Source organism: Gracilibacillus lacisalsi DSM 19029, from assembly GCF_000377765.1.
Lineage (GTDB): Bacteria > Bacillota > Bacilli > Bacillales > Amphibacillaceae > Gracilibacillus > Gracilibacillus lacisalsi.
The window spans coordinates 20,044-45,866 of sequence record NZ_KB898666.1; the positions used below are offsets into that span (position 1 = coordinate 20,044).

Here is a 25,823-nt window from a genome sequence, read left to right on the forward strand (position 1 = left end):
TTTACTTTGTCTTCGAGAGCACGCGCTCGTTAACCGCAGTCTTACTTTAACAAAAATTGATAGACAGCATTAATGACGACATCTTTATCCTCACCCAGACAAATTAGATGCTTTGAATCATGGAAATAAATAATCTCCGCATCAACTGGTATTTCTTTGTCCAGATAATGTACTGTTTTGTATGGCACCATTCCATCCTGCATTCCTTGTGCAATAAAAACTGGACAGTGAATCTCTTTCAAGTATGGTTTGGTAAATTTCATACATTTCAAAAACTCTCGAATTGCCCTTATCGGAACAGATCCATATTTTGTTCGGTAGTGATTATACAAGGCATCCTCTTCCAACTTTCGCCTCACTGCTTTTTGAGCAAAATTCATTAAATCAACACTTATCCGTGGAATACTAATATATCTTCTTGATGTAGATAGCAAGACTAACTTCTTACACGTATACTTTGCTGCTAAGTAAGCTGCTATCATTCCTCCCATCGAAAAACCTATCAAATAAATGTCATCATGATCTTCCTTCAATTCCAAATAGGCTCGTTCTGCTTCATGTATCCAATCTTTATAGGATACCTGTAAAAGATCTAAATCCCTTCCCTCACCTAAGCCATGTCCAGGTAAATTGGGTGTTACTACATGCCAATCTGTATGTTTCTCTATGTAAAAAGCAAGTGGTTCTACTTCATATGGACCACCCGTAAACCCATGAATAATAAGACATGCAGTCATTAGTTGTCTACCTCCCCAAAGACGAATTCCCACTGACCATTAACGAAACTGATCTGGATGTTAGCGTCTGTTAGCTCCCACTCAGTTACTTGAGGCAAGAGAACTTACAGACGTTTAGCACCGTGATAAAATAGCTATCACAACAGAAATCCTTGCCATAATCGACAAGGATCATTTTACATTATTTCTGAAAGGATTTTAAAATATTACCGAAATTTTTGAATAAAGGTGATACCTGTTGATAAGTGTTCGCCACTTGATTCACGGTATTAAACACTTTATCCAAATCCATTTCACCATTTTTATTTTGAAAATACTGCAGCATCGGATTATTTGGCTTTCCGAAAAAGGAAGGCGAAGGAGTGTCGAACCCATCATATGGATTTGGTACCATCGGCTTTTGATAATATTGAAATGGTGTCATCGGCATTGGTGATGTATATGTTGGCGGCTGATAAGGATGCATCCCCTGCTGATAAGGGTTTTGATAATTAGAAAAGCCACTATATCTGTAATCCATTTTCTCCCCTCCATCTGCTAATTTAGTATTAGCTTATGCAGATAAAGGGAAATTGGTTCGCTACTAGCTAAGTAATTGCTTTAACTTACTTTCCTGAAAACCGATAATTCGATAATCATTATCAATAATAATCGTAGGAGTGATATAAATGTTCTCTTGCTGTAATTGCCGTAAATTCTCTTTATTTACTGTTGTATTTTTTATCTGAAATGGAATATTCCGTTGTGTTAAGTACTGTACAAGTTGATCACATTCTGTACAATTATCACTGACGTATACGTCTATCTGTTGTTCCTTCATGTAGGTAACCCCCTTAACTATAACCTCCTATAGTAATAATTACCCACTACAAACAACATATAAACTTATCATTTTCTATTGTTTTTCAGAAAAATGATCTGCATACATTCCCAGCTTCTTCAACAGTCTAATCGCTTCTACTTTCTCCTCTTCATCTAATCCAGCGGTTATTACTTCAATTTGTTTCCAATGTTCTGGAAATATATCATTAAGCAACTGTTGCCCCTTTTCTGTAATAGATGCATAGGTAATTCTCCGGTCACTAGGACATGGTGTTCGCTTGACTAACCCTTTTTTCTCTAATTTATCTACCACGTATGTAATACTTCCACTAGCTAATAAAATCTTATCTCCTATTTTTTGTAACGGTTGTTCTCCCTGATGATATAGTAGTTCTAATACACCAAAATCAGTTGTATTTAAGCCGTGGCTTCTAATATCTTTCGCAACTTGATCGGCAACTGCTCGATAAGCCTTCGACAACACAACAAATAATTTCAGGGAAGGGTCTTGCTTCTTTTTTAAATATTCGTTTCTCTTTTGATCCATCCCTCTCATCCTCTCTCATTATCTATATATGAATGGTATTATAGGCAAACAACTAGAACTAGTCAATTTTTAATGGGAAATAATGTTTCTTCACTATCCAGTATACTAAGATTATTAATAAATAACTAATCGTAACAGGATATAATACACTAAACGCTATTGTCACATAAGTGAATATTTCCAGCACTTGATCAACAAAAGATGGGCTATACCATTTTTTATTTAATGCTTTTACTTTTCTCTCTATCTCACAATCTAACAAAAAGAATAGTGCTATAAAAGCATATAAAAGCTGAGCTATTAACCACCAACTCCATGTATTCATAAGTAAGACAACCACTGAAACAATCACCATCACTAAGATACTTAGTAAAGATGATATTTGCCAAAAAGCAGTTGTTATTACTGCGATATTCCAAGGAATACTGTGAAGTAATTTGTCTTTAAAAATCGCATTGAAAAAACTTGCTATAACCTTAACGAAAATAAACAACGACAATATAATGGCAATCCCTTGTAATAGTGGGCCTCCTCTTAAGGAAAGCAAAATCATCATTATTAATATCGAAAACAGCATCGTATAGATAATACTGATTTCCTGATTGATACTTCGCCTCCATAATTTTCGCATTAGTTTAGCCGGCTGCTGATTAGGAAAAGGAAGTTTTGCCTTTTTGGATGTGAAAAGTGTTTTCAAGAAATAATTTCTTCGTTGTTGCTTTACTTGATCCATTCTACTCATTTGTTTAACAAAAAACATGTTCCATTCTTTGTCATCACTTTTCTCAATCACTTTCATCCAATTGACTTTTGTCAACCGACGTGGCCATATCCATACGTTAAGGGCAAATAGAAAGATGATAAGCATCCAGACAGATTCCGCGTTTAACTCTAATAATACAAAAGTCAACCGAATTACACCAATAACCAAAACAGCCAACAGATAGAGTCCGATTTTTTTAAAACCTTCTATCTGAAAAAAGTACCATTGAGGTATGACGGTTAATAACAATACTATTAAAATAGCAGCATACCATTTTACGAGAACTAATGTAGAAAAAGGCGTAATCAGCACGAGTAGCAACAACATTAATGTTAAGGCAACGAACCGTTTTCTAATCACGGTCCATAAAGCATATAACCATATATTTTTTATCGAAAAAGGAAGCGACGTCAACTTCCATTCTGCACTTGTAATCAGCAGTGATGGATGATGAAAGGAAAGCACAACCGCGCTGAATATCAAGCCCAGTACTATTAGCGGAAAAAATAATTCGATATTTGCCTGATAGTTCATAAAGACAGCTTCCATGCTTTTGAAGGTATCATATGCAATAAATAAAAACATGATCGCAAATAAACCAGTATAGATTGTTGTTGTCCAATCAAATGCCACACCAAAGGCTAATTTGTATAATTTTTGCTTTTTACGTCGGCGACTCTTTTTAAGAAATCGCATCATTTGAACGGTAGCTTTCATTCTTTCCCTCTCCTTGATAGTGAGTGAAAATCTTCCATCAAGCCATGTTCTGCTACACGTCCTTGATGCAGCATAATGTATGTATCTGCTAACTCTTCCATTCTCTCTAATTGATGGGAGGTAAGTAGAATGCTTGTACCATTTTCCGCCTTTTTCTTCAACATTTCTTGCAGGTCATGAGCTGCATGTATATCTAGACCCATGAAAGGTTCGTCAATTAATAATAATGGAACGTCTGGTAATAATGCGCAGATGGTTTGCACTTTTTGACGCATACCTTTCGAAAGTGATTCGGGGTATTCATTTAGTTTATCTGCTATTTCAAATTGCGCTGAAAGTTGTTGTGCACGTCTTGTAAATGTTTTTTCATCAAGCTGATAGCTTTGACCATATAGTTGAAAATGTTGCATCGTTGTAAGTTCCGGTAATAAAAATGGCTCTTCTGGGATATAAGCAAGTTGTTTTTTGAAGGTGATAAATGATTGGTCTTGATCCACTTGATTCAAAATAATAGTGCCTTCTTTTTTGTCTTGCCACCCCATGATTGTTTTCATAACGGTTGATTTCCCTGCCCCATTATGACCGATTAAACCTACAATGCTTCCTTTTTCGACAGAAAATCCTACGTCTTCAAGGATCATTTCTTTCCCAATTTCGACTTTTAGCTGCTTCACTTCTAACACATAAACGCCCCCCTTCTCCTATATACGAAAAATGTTGTCAAAAGGTTTCCGAACTTGTCATTTTATACAAATAAACCAAAATAAAAATAGTGCTGCTCTTCTTATCAGAATCGTAATAGATAAAAACTGCTGTGAATTGTGAAAATTTGTCTTGGTGTAACTTTCTTCTATTCTGACTAAAGATGAGTGCTTTAAAACGCTCCGACAGAATACCGCGCTTTACGTGGGCGGTTTTTAGCCAACTTTACAAAGAAAACCACTTTGCAAAGTGAATCTTCAGCTCTCGTGAGTCCCACAGGAGTCTCGATATTCTTCCTGCGCTAATTTTAGTGTTCTGATTATAGTAAGAACAGAACCTAAGGAACTCTATTCTTTGGATTTCTTGTCTTTTTATCAGAATACTACTCTAAGCTGCGGAAAAAATGCGAGACTCCTGTGGGAAAGGAACAGTCTGAAGGCCCCGCAGACAAGCGAATTTTGCTTGTTGAGGAGACTGAAGCGTTCCCCACGGAAAGCGAGTATTTTTTCCGCAGCGGCGACTTAGCACTTAACTAGAATCGAACGGAGGAGAGTAAAACCATGCACGTTACTCCCCAGTTTATGGACTATATTACGATATATAAAAAGAGACAGTGCTGAGACTGTCTCTTAGGCTAACTCTTCTTGTAAGAACTCTAATACATCGTCTGGTGTTTTGGTGTAGGCACTGTGGCGATGTGCTAGTTTTTCTCCGTTTTGAAAAATAAGTAAGCTTGGGATACCCATTACTTCATACTTTTCAGCCAATCCTTGTACTTCATCACTATTTATTTCATACCAATCATAGTTATTGTACTGTTCTAAAATATCTCCAATAAACATATCCATACGCTTACAGTCAGGACACCAGTCCGCATAAAATTTAATAATAACTGGATCTTCTGAAGCGATAATTTCATTAAACTGTTCTTCTGTTTTAATAGCTTCCATTATGCATTCTCCTTTTTCAAGTGGTACTTTAGTAAAACCTAGCATGAACAAGGTTTGAAAGCAACTATTCTGTTTAGCGATATTCGACTCTGCCTAATAAATAAGCAAAAAGTAAGCCACCTGCAAAAGTAACGATACACATAACTGTTGCTCCAACGCTAGCTGGCCATCCTGGGAAAATAACAAATACAGATCCAATCACCATACCAATCACAAAAGCGTAAGTAGCAATCGGAAATGACGCTAAAAAGTAATGAATGACTTTACTCATCAGTACAATTCCTAATAAAATTCCGACACCGACTGTAAAAATAACAACGATATCTAGATTTTTTATCGCACTGATAATCGTTGTATAGGAGCCGATTACGTATAAAAGAAAGGAACCACTTATCCCTGGTAAGATCATAGCCGCGCTCGCTATAAATCCCGAACCAAACAACCAAATATAAGTAGAAGGTTCAAAGTGGGTAACTACCTCTGGCTCGCCTGTTTGAAAAAAAGCCATAGAACCAACGATACAAGCACCAACGAATACCAAAAAAATATGGTTTCCTTTAAAGTTTTTTTTGGCATTCGATTTTTGAAACAAAAAGGGTAATACACCTATGATTAACCCTAAAAAGGCAAATTGCGTTTGTTTGGGATAGTGTTCAAACAACCACTCAATTAATCCAGCCAATAAAAAAACAGCTGTCAAGATACCTATACCGAGTGGGATTAAAAACATAAGGTGTTTCTTGAATTCTTTACTAAAAAATCCATTCACTGCTTCGATTAATCGGTCATAAATACCTAATACAACAGCAATTGTACCACCACTAACACCTGGAACAACATCACTTGCTCCCATTAACATACCACGATAAATATTTCGCCATTCCATTCCTCATTCTCCTTATTCTATAAACTCAAGATTCTCTATATATTGTGAGAGATGCTCTTTTATCTCTGATAAATGATCTGATGCATCAGGTAATTGTTGGTCTGAGACATCCTTTAACGGTAATACTTGCAAATCTGTGATCGTATCATCAATAAGGTCAAACTGAACAAAAGTCGGTAAAAAAGACGGAGAATGCACCTTTACATTTGATCCATCTTTTGAAATGGAAAATTGGAAAAGCCCACCGATCTTCCTGTATAGCTCGTATTGACCTGAAAGGAAATTTCCTAATGAATAAGCGACCAACGTTTTGTTACCTTCTTTACCTTCTAACCAATCGATCGGCTGCAGGACATGTGGATGATGACCAATCACGACATCGACACCAAGATCAGCAGCAAATTGCGCTAGATCCTTTTGTTCCTGATTTGGCAGACGCTGATATTCTTGGCCAAAATGATAACTCACGATCGTAACATCCGCTAACTTCTCAGCTTCGGAAACATCTTTTTTTATTTGCTCACGATCTATTAAATTTACTAAATATTCCTTCCCATCTGGAATCGGTATGCCATTCGTACCGTATGTATAACTTAAGAAAGCTACCGAAATACCTTCTTCTGTTTCTAAAACTCGTATTGTTTGTTGGTCTTCCTCAGTTTTGAAGCTTCCGGTATAAGGCATATCAATCTCCTCGTAATATGCAATCGCATTACGAATCGCTTCTTCCCCTCTATCTAGCGTATGATTATTGGCCATCGTTACGATATCAACACCGGCTTCTTGCAAATCATCTCCTAAATCAAAAGGGCTGTTAAATTGTGGATAGTCGGATAAGCCAATTTCTTCTCCACCCATAATTGTTTCCTGGTTAGCCATTGTAATGTCCGGTGTCTTTAAAAAGTCCTGTACAGGTTTGATCATCGACAGAAAATCATATTTTTCACCATTCCACGCATCATTATAAACTCGTTCATGAATTAGCAAATCTCCAATCGCAACGATATCTATTTCATTTGTAGCAAAACGGATATCGGATTCTTTGAAAGATCTTTCTTTTTTATCCATATGGTGAAAGTGTCCCTGATATTCTTGGTGTCCTGTACAACCTGTAACCAATAATAGCAACAGCAAACAAATGGTACTAGCATGCTTCATACGAAAACTCCTTCAAGAAGACTCACCTTATTTTAACATAAAAAAATAATATTGATTGCCAAAAAAATGAAGTAATGAAAGATTTTCATTCGTCAGTTACTAGTGAAAGGAAAAAAAGGAGGATGAAAAATGATAGATGTAAAAGACATCAACCATACATTTTTATTAGGAAAAAAACAGAATGAAACCGCACTTCCAGTGTTAAAAAATATTTCATTTTCTGTAGATAAGGGGGAGATTCTGGCGATAACAGGAAAAAGTGGGTCTGGTAAATCGACCTTACTCAACATTATCGGCGGATTTATGAAACCAACTAGCGGATCGGTATGGATTAAGGACATGAATGTAACCAATTTAAACGAAGGAGAATATGCAGATTTTCGTTTAGATAATATTGGTTTTATCTTTCAAAACTTTCAATTGATCCCAAGTATGACTGCCTTTGAAAATATAGAACTCCCTTTAGTGTTAAAAGGGCTGTCAGAGAAAGAGAGAAAAAAGAAGACCGAACAAACCTTAGAACAAGTCGGTCTCTCCGATTACCATCATCATTATCCTAGCGAATTGTCTGGTGGTCAGCAGCAACGGGTAAGTATCGCACGTACACTCGTAATAGAACCACCCATCATTCTTGCTGATGAACCGACAGGTAGTTTAGACAGTGAAACGGAACAAGAAATCTTAGATTTGATTACCGGATTAAATAGGAACATAGGCATTACCTTTTTAATGATTACACACGACGAAGAGGTTGCTCGAATTGCTTCGAAACAAATCCATATTCATGACGGTGAAATTGTAAAGGAGGAAGTTAGTGCATGACTTTTAAAGATCAATGGCGGTTTGTCCGCAATAATATGAAACGGAGTAAGTCCAGAATATTTATGACGGTATTGGCAACTGCGATGGGGGTCGCGTTTTTAATTGTTTTAGCTTCTGTTGGTTTTGGTTTACACACAACCTTTATCGACGATATCATCAGCGATCGATCTGTGACTAAAATTCAAATATCTGGAATCGAAAAAGAGAATGATATTGCCCCAATTACAGATGAGGAAATAACAGAACTAGAAAAGGTAGACAACATGAAAGCTGTCACCAGACAACTTTCATTACGTCAAACACCTCAATTTAACATGGAGGATTACAATGGAAGAGTAGAAACAGTCGTCACCCACTTCCCATCAGAACTAAAAGCAGGTATGGAGCTAAAAGAAGGTGATTTACCAGAAGACCCATACGAAGTAGTAGTTGGTCCCCATTTTATCGAAAACCTTTATCCTGAAGATCTCCCAGCAGATGAAGAGATTTATGACGAAGAAGGTATGTTGAAAGAGGAATTTAAATATGGCGAATCACTTATTGGTCAGGAAATTGAAATGGTAGTCGAGCAAAATGTAGATGGTGAAACGAAAGAACATGAGATTTCTTTAATCATTACTGGTATCGTTGAACCACCTGCTAGAGATTGGATGCAAGATAGACAAGTATATATATCGGATGATGTTTTAACTGAAGTAGAATCATTCACGGAAACATCTAGAGGAGCGATAGTTGATCCTAACTATCCTGAAGCTGAACAAGAAGTTACTGGTTATAATTATGTCTATGGATATGCTAATTCGTTGGAAGAAGTACAAGAGATTTCGGAGTATTTAACCGAAGAGAATTACTTAGTATATTCTGCAGCGAGCGAACTAGACCATTTAAATACCTTTTTTACGATCGCAAAAGCCGGCCTGATTTTTATTGGAACGATTGCTATCATAATTGCATCGATTGGTATATATAATACGATGACAATGGCTGTTACCGAGAGAACTTCCGATATTGGCATTATGAAAGCAATTGGTGCCCACCCGAAAAAAATTAAGCAGATCTTTTTGCTTGAAAGTAGTTATATCGGTTTACTTGGGGCATTTATCGGTACCGTAGTAGCTTTTGTCATTAGCATTCTCTTAAACATTGGATTACCATTGATCATTGAATCTGCCTTTGAGCAGGAATTACCTGAAGGATTCCAATTTTCCAGTATTCCTCCTTCTTTGATTGTTATTGCAGCTGTGATCTGTTTAATTGTAACGGTTCTTTCTGGCTTAAAGCCTGCTAAACGAGCTACACAAATTGATGTATTAAAAGCGATGAGAAGAGAGATATAGAGAGTTATTTACTCTCTATATCGTATTTTTTACGTAAACTATCAGGCGCCATCTTGACCATTTGCTGAAGAATCAATGTCGCAACCATAACATCATCAAATAAACCGAGCACTAACAAATAATCGGGTATTACATCAAATGGGAAAATGATATATCCGATGATGAGAATAAGTGATGCTAACTTTGCAGTCAGTTTTACTTCTTTGGATAAGTAGAATTCCTTAAAGAAAGGAAACGATTTACGGAATTTGAATAGAAATTTGAACCGTCTAAAAAAACGCATGATATCCCCTCTTTTCTTTGATTCCATTACCTAAAATATACCCCGATATCTTAGTTAAAAAACCTATCACAATAGATGCGAATGAATGGCGCTTCCGGGGATATTTCCTTCCCTTCCTTGGATATAATCGTTTATCCGCGGAAGAGAGGACTTTTGATATAAACGAAAACCCGTTTTGATAAACTTTGGCTATCAAAACGGGTTTTTCATATTATGCATTAACCTTTTTTCTTTGCTGCTTTTTCACGTTCATTTTTGTTTAAGATCTTCTTACGTAAACGAACAGTTTCGGGAGTAACCTCACAATATTCATCGTCATTCAAGTATTGAATTGCTTCTTCTAATGACATTTTACGTGTTTTACGAATCGTTGCAGTTTGATCTTTCGTTGCAGAACGTACGTTGGTTAAGTGTTTTTCTTTGGTGATATTTACCGTTAGGTCATTCTCGCGATTATGTTCACCAACTATCATTCCTGCGTATACTTCTGTACCTGGCTCAACAAAAATGACACCACGGTCTTCTAGGTTCATGATACCGTACGTAGATGCTTTACCGTTTTCTAGCGCTACTAGCACACCTTCGCGACGGCCACCTACCTGCCCTTTAACAAGTGGAGCATATTCTTCGAATGTATGGTTGATAATTCCGTAACCACGGGTCTGTGTCATAAATTCTGTGGCATAACCGATTAATCCACGAGATGGCACTTTAAATTCCATACGAACTTGTCCAGTTCCATGATTCACCATATCGAGCATTTCACCTTTACGTGCACCAAGAGATTCCATAACCGGACCTGTATAATCTTCTGGTACGTCGATTTGGACACGTTCAACTGGTTCACATTGCTGACCGTCGATTTCTTTAATGATAACTTGCGGTTTAGAAAGCTGCAGTTCATAACCTTCACGACGCATATTCTCAACTAATATAGACAAGTGTAGTTCACCACGCCCTGATACGGTCCATGCATCTGGTGAATCAGTTGGGTCAACACGTAAACTTACATCTGTTTCTAATTGTGACAATAGACGTTCTTCGATTTGACGGGAGGTAATATATTTACCTTCTCTACCAGCAAAAGGACTGTTATTCACGACAAACGTCATTTGTAATGTCGGTTCGTCGATGCGTAAAATCGGTAATGCTTCCTGATGTTCAGTCGGACAAACCGTTTCACCTACGTTAATATCTTCCATACCGGCAACCGCAATAATATCTCCCGCAGTTGCTTCTTCAATTTCGATTCGTTTCAAACCGATAAATCCAAATAATTTAGTTACACGGAAGTTTTTCACCGAACCATCAGTCTTCATCAGTGATACTTGCTGTCCTACTTTAATCGATCCACGGAACACACGGCCGACACCGATACGTCCTAAGTAGTCATTGTAATCAAGCATGGTAATCTGGAATTGCAGAGGCTCATCCGCATTATTAACAGGTGCAGGAATTTTTTCTAGGATCGTTTCAAAAATTGGCTCCATTGTTTCCTGTTGCTCTTCATCTGGATAACTGGATGTACCATTTAACGCAGAAGCATAAACAACCGGGAATTCTAATTGATCATCATCAGCACCAAGTTCAATAAATAAATCTAATACTTCATCAACAACTTCATCTGGACGCGCATTAGGTCTATCGATTTTGTTTAGTACAACAACTGGCTGCAATTTTTGTTCCAATGCTTTTTTTAGTACAAAACGGGTCTGTGGCATACATCCTTCATAAGCATCCACCACAAGCAATACCCCGTCCACCATTTTCATAATCCGCTCTACTTCTCCACCGAAGTCAGCGTGTCCTGGTGTATCCAATATATTAATGCGTGTATCATTATAATTAATCGCAGTATTTTTCGCTAAAATCGTGATTCCACGTTCTTTTTCAATATCGTTGGAATCCATTGCACGCTCTTCCACTTGCTCATTTTCACGAAATGTTCCTGAGTAACGGAGTAACTGGTCAACTAACGTCGTTTTGCCATGGTCAACATGGGCAATAATCGCAATGTTGCGAAGTTCTTCTCTCAATTGCGTCATTTTATTCTCTCCTCTTAAAGATGCGTTCATCATATTATAAAGTGAGACTTCCATCTGCGGAAGCGACCCCACTGATGCTAAGCGAAACTTATCAGGTTGTTAGCTTATCTGATCCCCACTTAGCTTCTTCGATTTATTTCAACCTTAAAGTGGGGTTTTACGGACGATTAGCACCGTGACAACTTACCTAGTATATCATAATAGTCAGGAATTGTTATCAATAATCGTTATTTTTTTCAAATTCGGTAAATATAATCGTAAATCTTGCTCCTCCATACGGCGCATTTTCTGCTTTAATTGATCCTCCTGACCGCTCGACAATTGCCCGTGCAATCGCTAAGCCAAGACCTGTCTCTCCACTCTCACCTTTGACAAAACGGTGAAATAACTTTTTCAATAGTTCTTCATCTATTCCTTCACCATCATCCGTAATTTGGATTTGAAATTGTTTATTCTCGGTAAACGCCGTCACTTCCACTTGGGTATCCGCATGACGAATCGCATTTGTAATGATATTCATCACTGCTTGTAACATTTTTTCTCCATCAAACATAACTTCCACTTCATCGACTTGGTTTTGTTTAACTTGAATCTGTTTTTCGTTTGCGATCGGAATTGCTCTTTCCATAATTTGTTCCATAAATATTTTGCTATTTACCCTTTCTGGTCGATAGATATCTGCTTCACTATCGAGTTTAGCGAGTAAAATAATTTCGTTAATTATTTTTTTCAGACGTTTAATTTCTGCTACCATCACTTGCAGACCGCGTCTAGCTTCTTCTCCCTCAAATATTCCATCACGAATCCCCTCTGCATAACCTTGAATTGTCATTAACGGCGTTTTCAGTTCATGACTGGCATTCTGGAAAAAGTGGTGCTGTGACTGAATAAAACTATTTAACTCATTTGCCATTTCAACAACACTTTGCTCGACCTCTTTGATTTCTCCAGTTGCTTTTACTTCTTCCATCTCATCAAATTTGCGTTTTTCGATTTTCTTTAATTGATGTTTGAGTTTCGTTAATGGTGTAACAAGTTTAGTTGTCAAATAATGACTAAGCAAAACAGCTACCGCAATTCCAATCAGGAAAATCAAAAACAATCGGTTCATCAGGCTTCTCTGTACGCCCTGCAAATCATCTAACGGTGTAAGTAATACTAAATGTTGAGTGGACAACGGAGACAAGATCGGAATTATTGATACCACATAATTATCATCTTTTCCCTGCCATAAAGGCTGTGTCCTACTGTCAAGATCATATTCCTGGATCCATGATTCAATCGTATTCATATTAGGAATCGAGGAAAAAACGATCCTTTCACTTGCTTCATCATACGCAAAAACTTGCAAATTATATTGCTCTAGCATTTGCAATAATCGTTGCACATTTGTCGTATTATTAAGATCTTCCGACAATATGAAATTGACGATCAATTCCCCTTTGTCCTCTAACTGGCGTTGCTCGTCCTTAATTAACATTTGGAGCATTTGCGAGTAAATCATAATACCAGTAACAGTCATGATCACCACTAGTAATGTTGTAAAAGCGATAGTTAATTGATATTGCAGTTTCATTGGTTGCCCTCATCATATTCTAGGCGGTACCCATATCCCCAAACGGTTTCAATCGGTAAACTATCCAGTTTTTTTCTTAGTCTTTTCACTAAATCATCCACTGCCCGATCACTCCCGAAGTAATCATCACCCCAAACCAATGTAAGTAATTCTTCTCTAGAAAAAGCTCGGTTTGGTTTTTGTGCAAAGATTTCTAACATCGAAAATTCTTTAGATGTTACGTCAATTTCCTCTTTCTTCCAATTTACAATTCGTGCTGCTTTATCGATCTCCAATTCTCCCAATTCAATAACAGCTGTTGAATTAGATTGCTGGATTGGCAGTGCTTCTGCTCTTTTGAACAACCGTTTCACTCTCGCTACTAATTCCCGCGGGCTAAATGGCTTCGTTAAATAATCATCACTACCAAGTTCCAAACCGAGAATTTTATCGACTTCCTCATCCTTTGCCGATATGATAATAATTGGCACTTCACTAACTTGCCGGATTTTTTTGCATAATTCATAGCCATCCATTCCTGGTAACATAATATCAAGAATCCACATATCAGGTTGACCACTCTGAGCACGCTGCCATGCATCTTCCGCATTCTCCAAAAGGGTTACTTGAAAGCCTTCCTTTATTAAATAAGCTTTTACGATATCTCTAATATTTGCATCATCTTCTACAATATAGATGTGTTGATTCATATTGGTTCACCTCTCCTATTGTACCCCTATTTACTTGCTCTTATTTTCGCATATTTACAAAGAAAAATTAAGCAACGAGCGATAAAATATTCCTTTTACACATTTTTTATACAATTATCCCATTAACATGCCGTATATAACGGGTATGATAATAATAGAAGTTACATTAAATTTCCTGCGAAAGGGTGATTATAAATGAGTGAAGAATTCAATCAAGAACAAACAACAGAGCAAAATAAAAAAGGCAAAAAAGAGAAAAACACATTAGCTATGTTAATGAGCGGAGTTGCAGGTGGTGTGATTGCTGCACTGTTTACCGGTGGTATTTTCCTTAATATGATCAATGATGAACAAGCTACCTCTTCTGAAGACAACAATCAAAATGATGAGCAAACTGAACAAGCTTCAACAGAGGAAGCTGTGCCAACAACTAATCTTGCCAATCAATCCTCTAACTCGATTGGCAGTGCCGTAGAAAAAGTATCTGATGCAGTAGTTGGTGTCTCCAACATTCAACAAATCAGCCTGTGGGAAGAATCTGATGCAGCAGGCACAGGATCAGGTGTGATTTATAAAAAGGATGACGAATATGCTTACGTCGTTACGAACAATCACGTTGTGGAGGGTGCTCAAGAAGTAGAAGTGATTCTCACAAATGGTGAACATGTTGCAGCTAACGTAATGGGAACAGATGCGTTAACCGATTTAGCTGTCCTTCGTATCCCTAGTGAGCAAGTTTCGACAGTTGCAGAATTGGGATCTTCCGATGATTTAACTGTAGGTGATACTGCAATTGCGATCGGTAACCCGCTCGGACAAGAATTTGCTGGATCTGTAACACAAGGTATTATCAGTGGTTTGGATCGTTCAGTTGATGTCGACTTAAATAGTGACGGACAACCAGACTGGACCACAAACGTTATTCAAACAGATGCAGCAATTAACCCTGGTAACAGTGGTGGAGCCTTAATTAATACAAATGGGCAAGTGATTGGTATTAACTCCATGAAAATTGCCCAATCTACCGTGGAAGGAATTGGCTTTGCAATTCCGATTAATGATGCGAAACCAATTGTTGAACAGCTTGAAACAGGCAATGAGGTCAAACGTCCATTTATCGGAATCAGTGCTGTTGATCTTTCAACTGTTCCTCAACGTCATATTCAGGAAACATTGCAATTAGATGAAAGTGTAGAAAAAGGTGTTGTCATCGCACAAGTTGAGGCAAATTCACCAGCGGAAGAAGCCGGTCTACAACAATATGATGTCGTGACAAAACTTAACGACAAAGATATTGAATCCATGTTAGATCTAAAGAAATATCTGTACAGTGAAACAGAAGTTGGTGAAGAAGTAACAGTAACCTTCTATCGTGAAGGTAATCTGCAAACTGCAACGTTAGTTTTAAATGAACAAAATGATATGTAATAAAGATGAGAACCCCAAGCATTTGAATACTTGGGGTTTTCTCTATTTTCCATGTTCCATACAATATCTCGTAGTTGGAATAGCCAACAAACGCTCCTCATCAATAGGTTTTCCGCACTTCTCACAAAATGGATAGGTTTCGTTGACAATTGCTTCTAAAGCATGTTCTATCTCTGCTAACTCTTCCTGCAAGTGATAATCGATGCTTATATCTTTTTCTCTTTCAAAAAGCTCTGTTCCCATGTCTGCAGGATGGTTATCATCAAATGTTGACAGCTCCCCTACTGCTTCATCTAATGAATTATCTTTACTTAATTGTTCACGATGCAACTCTTCTTTTCTTTTCTCCAGGAGTTGTTTACAATGATCTAATACTTTTTGATTCATATTCACCCTCCCCTTAATGCAACTATTCCCATTATCTCGTCTTTAAAAACAACCATTGGGAAACCGGCTATTTTTTGGTAAAGTAAAAGAAAAAGGAGGAGAAATATGACAACAACAATCGGGTTTATCGGTACTGGTGTAATGGGGAAAAGTATGGCAACACATTTAATTGACGCTGGGTATGAGGTTCACCTTTTTACACGAACGAAAGCTAAAGCTCAAGAACTTCTGGATGCCGGAGCAGTCTGGGAAGAATCGATTGCTTCTCTAGCCCAAAAGGTAAACGTCATCATTTCTATCGTAGGCTATCCTCACGATGTGGAAGCCATTTACCTTGGTGAAGATGGCATTATTGCACATGCACAACCTGGAACCTATTTAATCGATATGACTACCTCTGATCCTGTTCTTGCCGAAACAATCTCTCAAGCAGCTGAAAAGAAGGATCTGCACAGTTTGGATGCACCTGTATCCGGTGGTGATATCGGTGCTAAAAACGGCAAACTGACCATCATGGCTGGTGGCAAAGAAAAGGATTTTGCAGCAATGCGTCCCATCTTTGAAAAATTGGGTGAAAATATAGTCTTACAAGGACCTGCAGGGGCAGGGCAGCATACGAAAATGGCAAATCAAATTACAATAGCTTCCAATATGATTGGTGTATCAGAAGCAATTATGTATGCCAAAAAAGCTGGACTTGATCCAGTACGTGTCTTAAAAAGCATCTCAACTGGTGCAGCAGGCAGTTGGTCTCTGTCTAATTTGGCACCACGAATGATCAAAGGCGACAGCGATCCTGGTTTTTATATCAAACATTTTATTAAGGACATGAAGATTGCCCTAGCAAATGCGAAGAAAATGGGATTACAAACACCTGGACTGGCTTTGTCATTAGAATTATATGAAGAGTTAGCCGAAAAAGGGTTGGAAGACCGCGGAACGCAAGCATTGATTAAGTGGTTTGAAGGAAATCTATAACAAACTTTTTATCACAAACTTACTATTGACTAGCCAAATCTACAAGAGTATTGTATAGTTATCATTTTTATAAAACTACCCTTTAAGCATTACCATATGAGCGAGGAAATCATTTTTTTGATAAACTACATGTTTATCTTGGGATGAATCTTAACATACTTAGTTAAGAAGGGATACCTCATTCTCTAATCCGACAGCTAATCTCGTCAGCATTTGTGCGAAAGGGTTAATGAGATCATTGGCCATCTTATTAAGGGTGGTCTCTTTCTGTTTAAAAAAGGAGATACAATAATGAAAAAACAGTACGCAGTATTTGGACTAGGTCAATTTGGTGGAAATTTAGTTAAATCATTTGCTGAGTTAGGCGAAGATGTATTGGCAATTGATACAAATCCAAGCAAAGTAAAAAAATATTCCAAAATTGCAACACATGCGGTTCAAGCAAATGGCGTTGATGAAGCTTCCTTGAAAGAAATTGGAATTAGAAATTTTGACCATGCTTTTGTCTCTTTCGGAGAAAATATTGAAGCCAGTATCTTAACATCCTTATTGTTAAAAGATCTTGGAGTTCCAAGGGTATGGTCGAAAGCACAAAATGACTATCATCATAAAGTGTTAAGTAAAATTGGGGTCGATAGGGTTATCCAGCCAGAACGAGAAATGGCAAGACGTATTGCTCATCATACCGTATCTGATAATGTTATTGACTATGTAGAGTTATCTGAAGATTACAGTATGGTAGAAGTAGTCGCCACTAACAAATTACATAACAAGTCTTTGGCTGAATTGAGTGTAAGAGAAAGATTTGGATGTACGATTGTCGGTATACACAGAGATAAAGAAATGATCGTAAGACCAAAAGCTGAAGAAAAAGTATTAAAAGATGATCTTTTAATTGTGATGGGGCGTAACTCCGAAATTTATCGTTTTGAAAAAGAAGGAGTATAAGGCTTAATGAATGGTGTTAAAATCTGAACATATACTAGAACTAAAATGGATTGTGAAGTCAAGAAAAACATGTTAGAATATTGTCTTGCAAGATTATAAAAGTACAAACCAACCTAAAAACATTTATATCTTGCAAATATGAATTGATAGGTGGTAAAAAAAATGGAGAACAAAGAGAAGTATCAAGTATTGTTGTATTATAAGTTTGTCACAATTGAAGACCCCGAAACATTTGCACAAGAACACTTAAAATTCTGTAAAGACTTAGGATTAAAAGGTCGCATTCTTGTAGCTGAAGAAGGTATTAATGGTACCGTTTCTGGAACTGTGGAACAAACTAATAAGTATATGGAAGCAATGCATAATGATCCAAAATTCAGTGACATGATGTTCAAAGTTGATGAGGCGGATGGACATGCCTTTAAGAAAATGCATTGTCGTCATCGTCCAGAGTTAGTAACACTTCGCTTAGGTGAAGAAGATGTTGACCCACGCGAAAAAAATGCTGACTTTTTGGATCCTAAAGAGTTTTATGAAGCAATGCAAGATGAAAACACTGTTATTTTAGATACAAGAAATGATTATGAATATGAACTAGGTCATTTCCGTGGTGCGATTAATCCTGATATTGAGACTTTCCGTGACTTACCTGAATGGATTGAGAATAACCGTGAAAAATTAGAAGGTAAGAAAATACTTATGTATTGTACTGGCGGAATTCGCTGTGAGAAATTCGGTGGTTGGATGAAAGAAAAAGGATTTGATGATGTCGGACAACTTCATGGTGGAATTGTCACTTACGGAAAAGACCCTGAAGTACAAGGTGACTTATGGGACGGTCAACTTTATGTGTTTGATGAACGAATTTCAGTTCCAGTAAACCGCAAAGAACATGTTGTAGTTGGAAATGATTACTTTGATGGTGAACCTTGCGAACGCTATGTAAATTGCGCTAACCCTGACTGTAATAAACAAATTTTATGCTCCGAAGAGAATGAGCATAAATATATGCGCGGATGTACACACGAATGCCGTGTTCACCCTCGCAACCTATATATAGCAGAAAACAATCTTTCTGAAGAAGAAATCCAAGCAAGATTGGATCGCATCGCTGAAGAAGACGGCGTAATGCAAGAATCTTAATCAAATCACGAGGTCTAATCCTCGTGATTTTTTATTATACTTTTTTCGTCTTTGTAACAAGCTGTTCCTCGTAGTTACCAGCTTAATATGCTATCCTTTTATGTAGGAGGCGATCTAATTGGCATTGTTTGATTTTACAATTGAAACAGTTAATGGTGAAGAAAAAACAGTTAACGATTATAAGGCAAAAGCGATGATTGTTGTAAATACCGCTAGTAAATGTGGCTTTACTCCCCAGTTTGATGGGCTACAAGAATTGTATGATAAATATAAGGATGACGGATTAGAAATTTTAGGATTTCCTTGTAATCAGTTTATGAATCAAGAGCCTGGCTCAAGTGAAGAAGCGGAAGAATATTGTCGCCTTAATTATGGAGTCAGTTTCCCGATGTTTGCCAAAATAGATGTGAGAGGCAAAAATGCGCACCCTCTTTTTCAGCATCTCACTAAAGAAGCACCTGGAATAATCTCAGATCAAATCAAATGGAATTTCACGAAATTCTTGATTGATGAGAATGGAACTGTCGTAAAACGCTATGCACCGAAGACTGAACCGAAAGAAATCGAGAATGATATAAAAGAACTACTTTATTCGTAAGGAGAAGTGACAGTTTATTTAAACTGTCACTTTTTCTTTGTTTTATACGACTTTTCATCGCGATAAATCCTCACACACCTCATTTTTTATGTGAGATAATTATAATGTTTGTAAGATTATCTAACCGTGAACATGACATTGTTTCTATTCAAATAGTATCATTTACCTATGTTTATTATACACCAATGAAAATATGCAGCTTATATCTAGTAACCATTATAGAAAAGGATGACACATATGGATACGATTCAGCTTCACCTTGATTTTGTTTGGATTGTTTTAGCTTCTATTCTAGTATTTTTTATGCAGGCTGGGTTTACTGCCTTAGAAGCAGGTCTTGTCCGTGCCAAAAACTCAATAAACGTTGCGATAAAAAATGTAAGTGATTTATTAATTGCAACTATGGTATTTTCTTTATTCGGATTCGCCATCATGTTTGGCGATTCTGCAAATGGCTGGATTGGTTCAAGCCTCTTTTTCTTTCAAGGATTAGCAGATGATCCATGGAATTTTGCCTTTTTATTCTTCCAAATTGTATTTGCTGGAACAGCAGCTACGATTGTCTCTGGCGCTATTGCGGAAAGAGTAAAATTCGGTGTGTACTTAGCCGGCACTTTTTTCATTGTATTAATTATTTATCCAATCTTTGGTCATTGGGCATGGGGGAGTCTACTCAACCCTGATCAAGCTGGTTGGTTAGAAAATATCGGCTTTGTTGATTTTGCAGGATCTACCGTGGTCCATTCCATTGGAGGCTGGGTGGCACTAGCTGCTGCATTAGTAGTAGGTCCACGAATCGGAAAATATAAAGATGGAAAAGTCTACAGTTTAAAGCCCTCTAATGTTGTACTCGCAGCCATTGGTGTGTTTATTTTATGGTTAGGCTGGTTTGGTTTTAATGCCGGTTCCACCACAACAGGTGATACTTCTATTGCATTAATTGCCCTTAATACTCATTTAGCAGCTGCTGCAGGTGGATTTCTTGCGATGATCACAAGTTGGATAATCTCCTCACAACCTAAGGTAGAAGATATTTTAAACGGTGTCTTAGCCGGGTTAGTATCGGTAACTGCAGGAGTTGCCGTCTTCACACCGCTTATGGCGCTGTTAGCTGGTGCAATCGGGGGGATTATCGTTGTATTTTCTTTAGTTTTTATCGAAAAAGTTTGTAAGATAGATGACGCTATTGGGGCGGTTTCTGTTCATGGTGTGTGTGGTGCTTGGGGAACCCTAGCAGTAGGTTTACTTGGTACTATGTCGTTACTACCTGCAGAAACACGCTTAGAACAAATTTTCATCCAATTTATTGGAGTAGCAGTTGCCTTTATATGGGCCTTTGCCCTTGGCTATCTTATTTATAAAGGCATTGGATTATTTATGAAGATTCGCCCAGAGAAAGAAGAAGAGCTTGCCGGACTGAATGTTAGTGAACATGGGGCTTCTATTGCAATGGTTGATACAATCCATTCAATGAAGGAAATTGCTAACTCAGCTGGAGACTTAACGAGTACGATAAAAGTAGAACCTGGTGAAGATACATATGAATTAAATGTCGCTTTTAATCAGGTGATTAAGAAACTTGATCAACTAGTTAAGCAGGTAAAAGATGCTTCAAGCTATGTTGAGCATTCCGCAGAGGATTTAATCCAAGTGACAGAGCGTTTGCGAGAAGACAGTAAAGAGCAAGTTGATACTATCGAAGATACCCACCAAGTATTTGTAGAGTCGGATCAACGACTGGAAATGGAATTGGAGAGGGAAAATGAAGTAATTGCCACGATTCAACAGTTTTTCTCTTCTGTTGAACAAGTAAGTGAAAATGTTGCGACCCTAACTGAAGAAATGACATCTGTACAATCGACAGTGAGTGATATCACTGGAATGAATCAAGAAGTCAACGACACCATGCAAAGGTATCAAGAGCAAAATGAACAAATTCAACATTTTTCAAATCAAAGTAGTTCTGTAATGAAAGTAATTAAGGATATCGCAGAACAAATAAACTTATTAGCTCTAAATGCGGGAATCGAAGCAGCTCATGCCGGAGAATATGGAAAAGGATTTGCTGTCGTTGCCGATGAAATAAGAAAGCTGGCAGAGCAATCCAAACAATCCACCGTTGAAATTCAATCCATCCTCACTGGAACAGTTGATACGATACAACAAGGTCAAAGTGAATTTTCCACCTTTTCGGCTAAATTACATGATTTATTAGCAGAGTTAGCCTATATACCAGAAAAATTCAATCGTATTAATAGTGAAGTTAATGAAATTTATCATGTGATGGATCATTTTACAGATAATCTGGAAGTAATGAGCAAAGATACCTCAGAAATGCTGGCAAGTAAACAAGAACAAAAGCATAGTTTTCAAATGATGCGTAGTAAATTGGCGATCATTAATCAACAGATGAAAGAAAGTGATGCATCTATCGGGGATATTGCTCAACGGATTTCAACGATGAAGGAGCAAAGTCTTTCACTATCGAATACCGTTAAGAAGTTTAAAACAAGTTAAAACATCTAAAAAAGTGGCGGTTTTCAATTTTAACCGCCACTTGTTATGTTATCCAATATCTTTTAATAAATTGGCCATTTCGATTGCAGAAATAGCCGCTTCTGCTCCTTTGTTTCCTGCTTTAGTACCAGCACGCTCAATTGCTTGCTCGATCGTATCTGTTGTTAACACACCGAAAATAACCGGAATACCAGCATCCATAGAAACACCTGCTACACCTTTTGATACTTCATTGCTAACATAATCAAAGTGTGGTGTAGAACCACGAATAACAGTACCTAATGTTACAACCGCATCATATTTTCCTGATTCGGCCATTTTTTTCGCTACTAACGGGATTTCAAACGCTCCTGGCACCCATGCTACATCTACATCGTCTTCTGCAACACCGTGACGACGAAAAGCATCTTCTGCGCCACTTAACAGTTTACCTGTAATAAATTCATTAAATCTTCCTACAACAATCCCTACTTTTAAACCTGTACCTACTAAATTACCTTCAAATGTTTTTGCCATATTAAATTCCTCCTCCATCTTGATTACCTTTTACATGTAATAAATGATCTAATTTTTCTACTTTTGTTTGTAAATATCTCTCGTTATTTTCATTGGCCGGAATCTCAATTGCTTTTCTTCCTACTAATTCGAGTCCATACTCTTGAATACTTGAAAGCTTACGAGGATTGTTCGTAAGTAAATGCAGCTTTCCAACTCCTAAATCTCTTAATATTTGAACACTGATCGCATAGTCTCTTAAATCGTCTGGAAAGCCCAACTGGTGATTAGCTTCCACCGTATCATAGCCTTCCTCCTGCAGTTTATATGCTTTCATTTTGTTAATTAAGCCAATACCACGGCCTTCTTGACGCATATAGACGAGTACACCTCGCCCTGTCTTTTGGATTTCTTCTAATGCTTTCTCTAATTGTGGTCCACAATCACAACGCTCTGAGCCGAAGACATCACCGGTTAAACATTCAGAATGTACTCGAACCAATGTCGGCTCTTCAGGGTTTAATTCACCTTTATATAGTGCGACATGCTCCTGACCAGTGTATTTTTCTGTATAGGCAACAAGTTTAAAATCACCATATGCAGTTGGTAAATTAATTTCTGTTTCTTTCACAATTAGTTGGTCATAACGTTTGCGGTATTGAATTAGTTCCTGAATCGTGATCATTGGCATGTTATGTTTGTCTGCCAGTTTCTCTAAATCTGGCTGGCGTGCCATGGTGCCATCTTCATTCATAATTTCACAAATAACCGCTACTGGCTTCGAACCTGCTAAACGCGCCAAGTCGATCGCCGCTTCGGTGTGACCTGTTCGTTCCAGCACTCCTGCTGTTCTTGCGATTAATGGAAAAACATGACCTGGCCGGTTAAAATCCTGTGCTGTCGTCGTATCGTCGACTAATTTCTGAATCGTTAATGCGCGTTCCTGTGCACTAATTCCCGTATGTGTCGTATGATAATCGATACTGACAGTAAAGTTAGTACCGTGATCATCGGTATTTCTTGTCACCATTTCCCCTAACTGAAAACGATCAGCATAGCTTTTTGTCATCGGTGCACAGATCAATCCACGGCCTTCCTTAGCCATAAAATTAATCACTTCTGAAGTCGTATGTTCAGCTAGGGCAATAAAATCCCCTTCATTTTCGCGATCTTCATCATCCACAACGATGACGATTTCCCCTTTTCTTAATGCTTCTATAGCTGCTTCTACTGAGTGCTTCATCGCTGCACCTCCTTAAAATCCGTATTGCTGTAATTTCTCTTCCGTAATACCTGTTGTTTGATTAGATGTTTGCAGGAGACGTTCCATATATTTTGCTAACATATCAAATTCAACATTGACGATATCCCCTTGATTTTTTGCACCAAGGACAGTTGCTGTTTGTGTTTCTGGGATAAGTGAAATGGTAAATCCTTTCTCATCCACCCCAAAAACAGTAAGTGAAGTTCCATCTACGGCAACTGAACCCTTCAGCGTAATATAACGCGTTTCAGGTACGGAAATGTAATAATACTTAGCGTTATCTTCCTGCCATGTGCGTTCAATCGTTCCAACTGCATCAACATGACCGGAGACAAAATGGCCACCAAATCTCCCATTGGCATGCATGGCACGTTCTAAATTAACTTCAGATTGTGAAGATAATTTAGATAGTGATGAACCACGGAATGTTTCTGGAATGACATCAACGGTAAACCAATCAGATGCAAATTCAGTTACGGTCAAGCAAACACCGTTGACAGAAATACTATCGCCTATCGAGATATCTTCTGTGACCTTTTTTCCATGTATTTTTAATTGTAAAGCTTGATTATTCTGCTTTATCGACACTATTTTTCCCTTTTCTTCTACAATACCAGTAAACATTAGGACTCCTCCTTCGGTTTTGCGATAAGCTTAAGGTCCGGACCAATTTGTTTGATATCAATAAATTTTAGTTGTTGCGCTTCTTTCATCGCTATCGGTGATGCACCACCGATTACGGACTGTGCATCCTGCCCTCCTAATAGCTTTGGTGCAATATACCAATGGCATTCATCAAATAATCTTTCTCTTAGAAAAGCTTGGTGTATAGTAGCACCACCTTCTACATAAAGGGATTGTACCTTCTCTTCTGCTAACAATTCCATTAAATCGGTTAGTCTTACCTTTTCAGTAGGCAGTTGAATCACCTTGATATGTGGATACTTTGTTGTAAAGTGTGCTTTATCTGCTTGATTACCACATACCATCCAAGTTGGTGAATCAGTTTTAAATATTTGAAGATCGCCTGTCAGTGATAAATTGGTATCTAAAATAATGCGAATCGGACTTTTTCCGCCTTGGGGCAGACGCGTTGTTAAACTGGGATTATCTTTTTCAACCGTTTGTCGTCCCACTAGAATCGCATCATGTTTATGCCGTTCTTTATGAACATCTTCTCTTGCTTCTGTCGACGTGATCCATTTACTATCACCTGTAGCAGTAGCAGTTTTACCATCCAATGTTGTCGCTGCTTTCAAGGTAACGAAGGGACGCTGTTTTTCTAAGTAATGAAAAAAGTGTTGGTTTATTCTTAAGGCACGCTGTTCTTGAATACCTATTTCTACTTCGATACCAGCATTTTGTAAAATTTCTACACCTTTTCCTGCTACTTTAGGGTTTGGATCAAGGCATGCAATATAGACTTTATTTACTTCGCTTTTCACTAAGAGTTCTGCACATGGCGGTGTTTTACCGTAGTGAGCACAAGGTTCCAGCGTAACATAGACATCCGCTCCTTTTGACTTCTCACCTGCTTGAGCAATGGCGTGAACTTCTGCATGTGCTTCACCAGCTTTTAAATGGGTACCGACACCGAGCAATTCGCCATTTTTCACGACTACCGCTCCAACTGAAGGATTCGGACTTGTTTGACCTATAGTAGCTTCTGCAAGATTGAGCGCAAGGTCCATCCATTCTTCATTCGTTCTCACTTGATCATCACCTTTTGTCGATAAAATCTAAAAAAGCCCTAGGAAATATACCTAGGGCTTGTGTATTTTAATTCACAGTAAAGAACTTGGTTTTGTGGTTACATCGCTATAGGGACACAAAAAAACTACTTTTCCCCATAGAAAAGTCACTACGTCACCAATTCCTTTTCCCATCCAGACTATTACTGTCGGCTTTGGATTTTCACCAAATCCACCTTCACATTTTTTCAAATGATCCGGGTCACGGACTAAAAAAGCATCTTTGCTTTTATCACCGTCGGTCGGGAATTACACCCTGCCCCAAAGGAATCTTAATCGC

Annotated in this window: 26 protein-coding genes and 2 riboswitches; of the genes, 8 read left to right on the forward strand and 18 right to left on the reverse strand. The window is 37.8% G+C overall.

Annotated features, from left to right (window positions below; translation table 11 throughout):
* Positions 1 to 41: 41 nt before the first annotated feature.
* The 9 genes from D569_RS0108645 to D569_RS0108685 form a co-directional block, all read right to left on the reverse strand.
* The gene (locus tag D569_RS0108645) at positions 42 to 737 is read right to left on the reverse strand and encodes an alpha/beta hydrolase (protein WP_018932013.1); all 696 of its coding nucleotides are present in this window, start codon (positions 735 to 737) and stop codon (positions 42 to 44) included.
* A gap of 181 nt (positions 738 to 918) precedes the next feature.
* A complete protein-coding gene (locus tag D569_RS0108650; protein ID WP_018932014.1) occupies positions 919 to 1,257 on the reverse strand; it encodes a YppG family protein in 339 nt (112 codons plus the stop codon).
* Between the two features lie 63 nt (positions 1,258 to 1,320).
* Positions 1,321 to 1,557, reverse strand: a complete 237-nt coding sequence (locus tag D569_RS22715) for a glutaredoxin family protein (RefSeq protein ID WP_018932015.1) — start codon at positions 1,555 to 1,557, stop codon at positions 1,321 to 1,323.
* Positions 1,558 to 1,632: 75 nt separating this feature from the next.
* A complete protein-coding gene (locus D569_RS0108660; RefSeq protein ID WP_018932016.1) occupies positions 1,633 to 2,106 on the reverse strand; it encodes a MarR family winged helix-turn-helix transcriptional regulator in 474 nt (157 codons plus the stop codon).
* Positions 2,107 to 2,164: 58 nt separating this feature from the next.
* Entirely contained in the window at positions 2,165 to 3,586 is a 1,422-nt protein-coding gene (locus D569_RS0108665) for a hypothetical protein (RefSeq protein WP_018932017.1), read from the reverse strand.
* Positions 3,583 to 4,269 carry an ABC transporter ATP-binding protein gene (locus D569_RS0108670; RefSeq protein ID WP_018932018.1) on the reverse strand — a complete coding sequence of 229 codons (687 nt, stop codon included), beginning with the start codon at positions 4,267 to 4,269 and terminating at the stop codon, positions 3,583 to 3,585. Before D569_RS0108670 ends, D569_RS0108665 begins: the two co-directional genes overlap by 4 nt.
* Before the next feature lie 648 nt (positions 4,270 to 4,917).
* Positions 4,918 to 5,238 carry a thioredoxin family protein gene (locus tag D569_RS0108675; RefSeq protein ID WP_018932019.1) on the reverse strand — a complete coding sequence of 107 codons (321 nt, stop codon included), beginning with the start codon at positions 5,236 to 5,238 and terminating at the stop codon, positions 4,918 to 4,920.
* Between the two features lie 73 nt (positions 5,239 to 5,311).
* Positions 5,312 to 6,124 carry a DUF368 domain-containing protein gene (locus D569_RS0108680; protein WP_018932020.1) on the reverse strand — a complete coding sequence of 271 codons (813 nt, stop codon included), beginning with the start codon at positions 6,122 to 6,124 and terminating at the stop codon, positions 5,312 to 5,314.
* 12 nt (positions 6,125 to 6,136) lie between these two features.
* Positions 6,137 to 7,282, reverse strand: a complete 1,146-nt coding sequence (locus D569_RS0108685; RefSeq protein ID WP_018932021.1) for a CapA family protein — start codon at positions 7,280 to 7,282, stop codon at positions 6,137 to 6,139.
* Between the two features lie 129 nt (positions 7,283 to 7,411).
* Between D569_RS0108685 and D569_RS0108690 the strand changes: the two genes are divergently transcribed.
* Positions 7,412 to 8,104 carry an ABC transporter ATP-binding protein gene (locus tag D569_RS0108690; RefSeq protein ID WP_018932022.1) on the forward strand — a complete coding sequence of 231 codons (693 nt, stop codon included), beginning with the start codon at positions 7,412 to 7,414 and terminating at the stop codon, positions 8,102 to 8,104.
* On the forward strand, positions 8,101 to 9,441 hold the full coding sequence (locus D569_RS0108695) for an ABC transporter permease (RefSeq protein ID WP_018932023.1): 1,341 nt from the start codon (positions 8,101 to 8,103) through the stop codon (positions 9,439 to 9,441). Before D569_RS0108690 ends, D569_RS0108695 begins: the two co-directional genes overlap by 4 nt.
* A gap of 4 nt (positions 9,442 to 9,445) precedes the next feature.
* Here D569_RS0108695 and D569_RS0108700 read toward each other — a convergent pair whose 3' ends face one another.
* From D569_RS0108700 to D569_RS0108715, 4 genes are all read right to left on the reverse strand, one after another.
* The gene (locus D569_RS0108700; RefSeq protein ID WP_018932024.1) at positions 9,446 to 9,724 is read right to left on the reverse strand and encodes a YkvA family protein; all 279 of its coding nucleotides are present in this window, start codon (positions 9,722 to 9,724) and stop codon (positions 9,446 to 9,448) included.
* Positions 9,725 to 9,942: 218 nt separating this feature from the next.
* Positions 9,943 to 11,769 (reverse strand): translational GTPase TypA, encoded by a 1,827-nt coding sequence (gene typA, locus D569_RS0108705; protein WP_018932025.1) that lies wholly within the window; start codon positions 11,767 to 11,769, stop codon positions 9,943 to 9,945.
* Positions 11,770 to 11,986: 217 nt separating this feature from the next.
* The gene (locus tag D569_RS0108710; RefSeq protein WP_018932026.1) at positions 11,987 to 13,345 is read right to left on the reverse strand and encodes a sensor histidine kinase; all 1,359 of its coding nucleotides are present in this window, start codon (positions 13,343 to 13,345) and stop codon (positions 11,987 to 11,989) included.
* A complete protein-coding gene (locus tag D569_RS0108715; RefSeq protein WP_018932027.1) occupies positions 13,342 to 14,034 on the reverse strand; it encodes a response regulator transcription factor in 693 nt (230 codons plus the stop codon). The genes D569_RS0108710 and D569_RS0108715 overlap by 4 nt, the downstream gene beginning before the upstream one ends.
* Before the next feature lie 195 nt (positions 14,035 to 14,229).
* On the opposite strand from D569_RS0108715, the gene D569_RS0108720 reads away from it, so the two are divergent.
* A complete protein-coding gene (locus tag D569_RS0108720; protein ID WP_018932028.1) occupies positions 14,230 to 15,462 on the forward strand; it encodes a S1C family serine protease in 1,233 nt (410 codons plus the stop codon).
* Between the two features lie 42 nt (positions 15,463 to 15,504).
* On the opposite strand, the gene D569_RS22720 is transcribed toward D569_RS0108720, so the two are convergent.
* Positions 15,505 to 15,849: a TraR/DksA C4-type zinc finger protein gene (locus D569_RS22720; RefSeq protein WP_018932029.1), complete on the reverse strand. Its 345-nt coding sequence runs from the start codon at positions 15,847 to 15,849 to the stop codon at positions 15,505 to 15,507.
* A gap of 105 nt (positions 15,850 to 15,954) precedes the next feature.
* Between D569_RS22720 and D569_RS0108730 the strand changes: the two genes are divergently transcribed.
* The 5 genes from D569_RS0108730 to amt all read left to right on the forward strand — a co-directional run bounded on the left by D569_RS0108730 (position 15,955) and on the right by amt (position 22,033).
* A complete protein-coding gene (locus D569_RS0108730) occupies positions 15,955 to 16,827 on the forward strand; it encodes an NAD(P)-dependent oxidoreductase (RefSeq protein ID WP_018932030.1) in 873 nt (290 codons plus the stop codon).
* Between the two features lie 68 nt (positions 16,828 to 16,895).
* A riboswitch (cyclic di-AMP (ydaO/yuaA leader) is annotated at positions 16,896 to 17,054 on the forward strand.
* Between the two features lie 64 nt (positions 17,055 to 17,118).
* Positions 17,119 to 17,775 carry a potassium channel family protein gene (locus tag D569_RS0108735; RefSeq protein WP_018932031.1) on the forward strand — a complete coding sequence of 219 codons (657 nt, stop codon included), beginning with the start codon at positions 17,119 to 17,121 and terminating at the stop codon, positions 17,773 to 17,775.
* A gap of 162 nt (positions 17,776 to 17,937) precedes the next feature.
* Complete coding sequence (gene trhO, locus D569_RS0108740) at positions 17,938 to 18,918, forward strand: oxygen-dependent tRNA uridine(34) hydroxylase TrhO (protein WP_018932032.1); 981 nt, start codon at positions 17,938 to 17,940, stop codon at positions 18,916 to 18,918.
* Between the two features lie 118 nt (positions 18,919 to 19,036).
* The gene (locus tag D569_RS0108745) at positions 19,037 to 19,516 is read left to right on the forward strand and encodes a glutathione peroxidase (RefSeq protein ID WP_018932033.1); all 480 of its coding nucleotides are present in this window, start codon (positions 19,037 to 19,039) and stop codon (positions 19,514 to 19,516) included.
* Positions 19,517 to 19,753: 237 nt separating this feature from the next.
* On the forward strand, positions 19,754 to 22,033 hold the full coding sequence (gene amt, locus D569_RS22725; protein WP_018932034.1) for an ammonium transporter: 2,280 nt from the start codon (positions 19,754 to 19,756) through the stop codon (positions 22,031 to 22,033).
* Positions 22,034 to 22,081: 48 nt separating this feature from the next.
* Here amt and ribH read toward each other — a convergent pair whose 3' ends face one another.
* From ribH to ribD, 4 genes are read right to left on the reverse strand one after another with little or no spacing between them, the layout of a single operon-like run.
* Positions 22,082 to 22,549, reverse strand: coding sequence for a 6,7-dimethyl-8-ribityllumazine synthase (gene ribH / locus D569_RS0108755; protein WP_018932035.1), 468 nt, complete (start codon positions 22,547 to 22,549; stop codon positions 22,082 to 22,084).
* A gap of 1 nt (position 22,550) precedes the next feature.
* Positions 22,551 to 23,771 carry a bifunctional 3,4-dihydroxy-2-butanone-4-phosphate synthase/GTP cyclohydrolase II gene (locus D569_RS0108760; RefSeq protein ID WP_018932036.1) on the reverse strand — a complete coding sequence of 407 codons (1,221 nt, stop codon included), beginning with the start codon at positions 23,769 to 23,771 and terminating at the stop codon, positions 22,551 to 22,553.
* 12 nt (positions 23,772 to 23,783) lie between these two features.
* A complete protein-coding gene (ribE, locus tag D569_RS0108765) occupies positions 23,784 to 24,416 on the reverse strand; it encodes a riboflavin synthase (protein ID WP_018932037.1) in 633 nt (210 codons plus the stop codon).
* Positions 24,416 to 25,504: a bifunctional diaminohydroxyphosphoribosylaminopyrimidine deaminase/5-amino-6-(5-phosphoribosylamino)uracil reductase RibD gene (gene ribD, locus D569_RS0108770; RefSeq protein ID WP_018932038.1), complete on the reverse strand. Its 1,089-nt coding sequence runs from the start codon at positions 25,502 to 25,504 to the stop codon at positions 24,416 to 24,418. The genes ribE and ribD overlap by 1 nt, the downstream gene beginning before the upstream one ends.
* 158 nt (positions 25,505 to 25,662) lie before the next feature.
* Positions 25,663 to 25,816: riboswitch (FMN riboswitch) on the reverse strand.
* Positions 25,817 to 25,823 lie beyond the last annotated feature (7 nt).

Bases quoted from the DNA above. Each gene is read 5' to 3' on its own strand.
- D569_RS0108645 (WP_018932013.1), bottom strand. From the start codon at position 737: ATGACTGCATGTCTTATTATTCATGGGTTTACGGGTGGTCCATATGAA.
- D569_RS0108650 (WP_018932014.1), bottom strand. From the start codon at position 1,257: ATGGATTACAGATATAGTGGCTTTTCTAATTATCAAAACCCTTATCAG.
- D569_RS22715 (WP_018932015.1), bottom strand. From the start codon at position 1,557: ATGAAGGAACAACAGATAGACGTATACGTCAGTGATAATTGTACAGAA.
- D569_RS0108660 (WP_018932016.1), bottom strand. From the start codon at position 2,106: ATGGATCAAAAGAGAAACGAATATTTAAAAAAGAAGCAAGACCCTTCC.
- D569_RS0108665 (WP_018932017.1), bottom strand. From the start codon at position 3,586: ATGAAAGCTACCGTTCAAATGATGCGATTTCTTAAAAAGAGTCGCCGA.
- D569_RS0108675 (WP_018932019.1), bottom strand. From the start codon at position 5,238: ATGGAAGCTATTAAAACAGAAGAACAGTTTAATGAAATTATCGCTTCA.
- D569_RS0108680 (WP_018932020.1), bottom strand. From the start codon at position 6,124: ATGGAATGGCGAAATATTTATCGTGGTATGTTAATGGGAGCAAGTGAT.
- D569_RS0108685 (WP_018932021.1), bottom strand. From the start codon at position 7,282: ATGAAGCATGCTAGTACCATTTGTTTGCTGTTGCTATTATTGGTTACA.
- D569_RS0108690 (WP_018932022.1), top strand. From the start codon at position 7,412: ATGATAGATGTAAAAGACATCAACCATACATTTTTATTAGGAAAAAAA.
- D569_RS0108695 (WP_018932023.1), top strand. From the start codon at position 8,101: ATGACTTTTAAAGATCAATGGCGGTTTGTCCGCAATAATATGAAACGG.
- D569_RS0108700 (WP_018932024.1), bottom strand. From the start codon at position 9,724: ATGCGTTTTTTTAGACGGTTCAAATTTCTATTCAAATTCCGTAAATCG.
- typA (WP_018932025.1), bottom strand. From the start codon at position 11,769: ATGACGCAATTGAGAGAAGAACTTCGCAACATTGCGATTATTGCCCAT.
- D569_RS0108710 (WP_018932026.1), bottom strand. From the start codon at position 13,345: ATGAAACTGCAATATCAATTAACTATCGCTTTTACAACATTACTAGTG.
- D569_RS0108715 (WP_018932027.1), bottom strand. From the start codon at position 14,034: ATGAATCAACACATCTATATTGTAGAAGATGATGCAAATATTAGAGAT.
- D569_RS0108720 (WP_018932028.1), top strand. From the start codon at position 14,230: ATGAGTGAAGAATTCAATCAAGAACAAACAACAGAGCAAAATAAAAAA.
- D569_RS22720 (WP_018932029.1), bottom strand. From the start codon at position 15,849: ATGAATCAAAAAGTATTAGATCATTGTAAACAACTCCTGGAGAAAAGA.
- D569_RS0108730 (WP_018932030.1), top strand. From the start codon at position 15,955: ATGACAACAACAATCGGGTTTATCGGTACTGGTGTAATGGGGAAAAGT.
- D569_RS0108735 (WP_018932031.1), top strand. From the start codon at position 17,119: ATGAAAAAACAGTACGCAGTATTTGGACTAGGTCAATTTGGTGGAAAT.
- trhO (WP_018932032.1), top strand. From the start codon at position 17,938: ATGGAGAACAAAGAGAAGTATCAAGTATTGTTGTATTATAAGTTTGTC.
- amt (WP_018932034.1), top strand. From the start codon at position 19,754: ATGGATACGATTCAGCTTCACCTTGATTTTGTTTGGATTGTTTTAGCT.
- ribH (WP_018932035.1), bottom strand. From the start codon at position 22,549: ATGGCAAAAACATTTGAAGGTAATTTAGTAGGTACAGGTTTAAAAGTA.
- D569_RS0108760 (WP_018932036.1), bottom strand. From the start codon at position 23,771: ATGAAGCACTCAGTAGAAGCAGCTATAGAAGCATTAAGAAAAGGGGAA.
- ribE (WP_018932037.1), bottom strand. From the start codon at position 24,416: ATGTTTACTGGTATTGTAGAAGAAAAGGGAAAAATAGTGTCGATAAAG.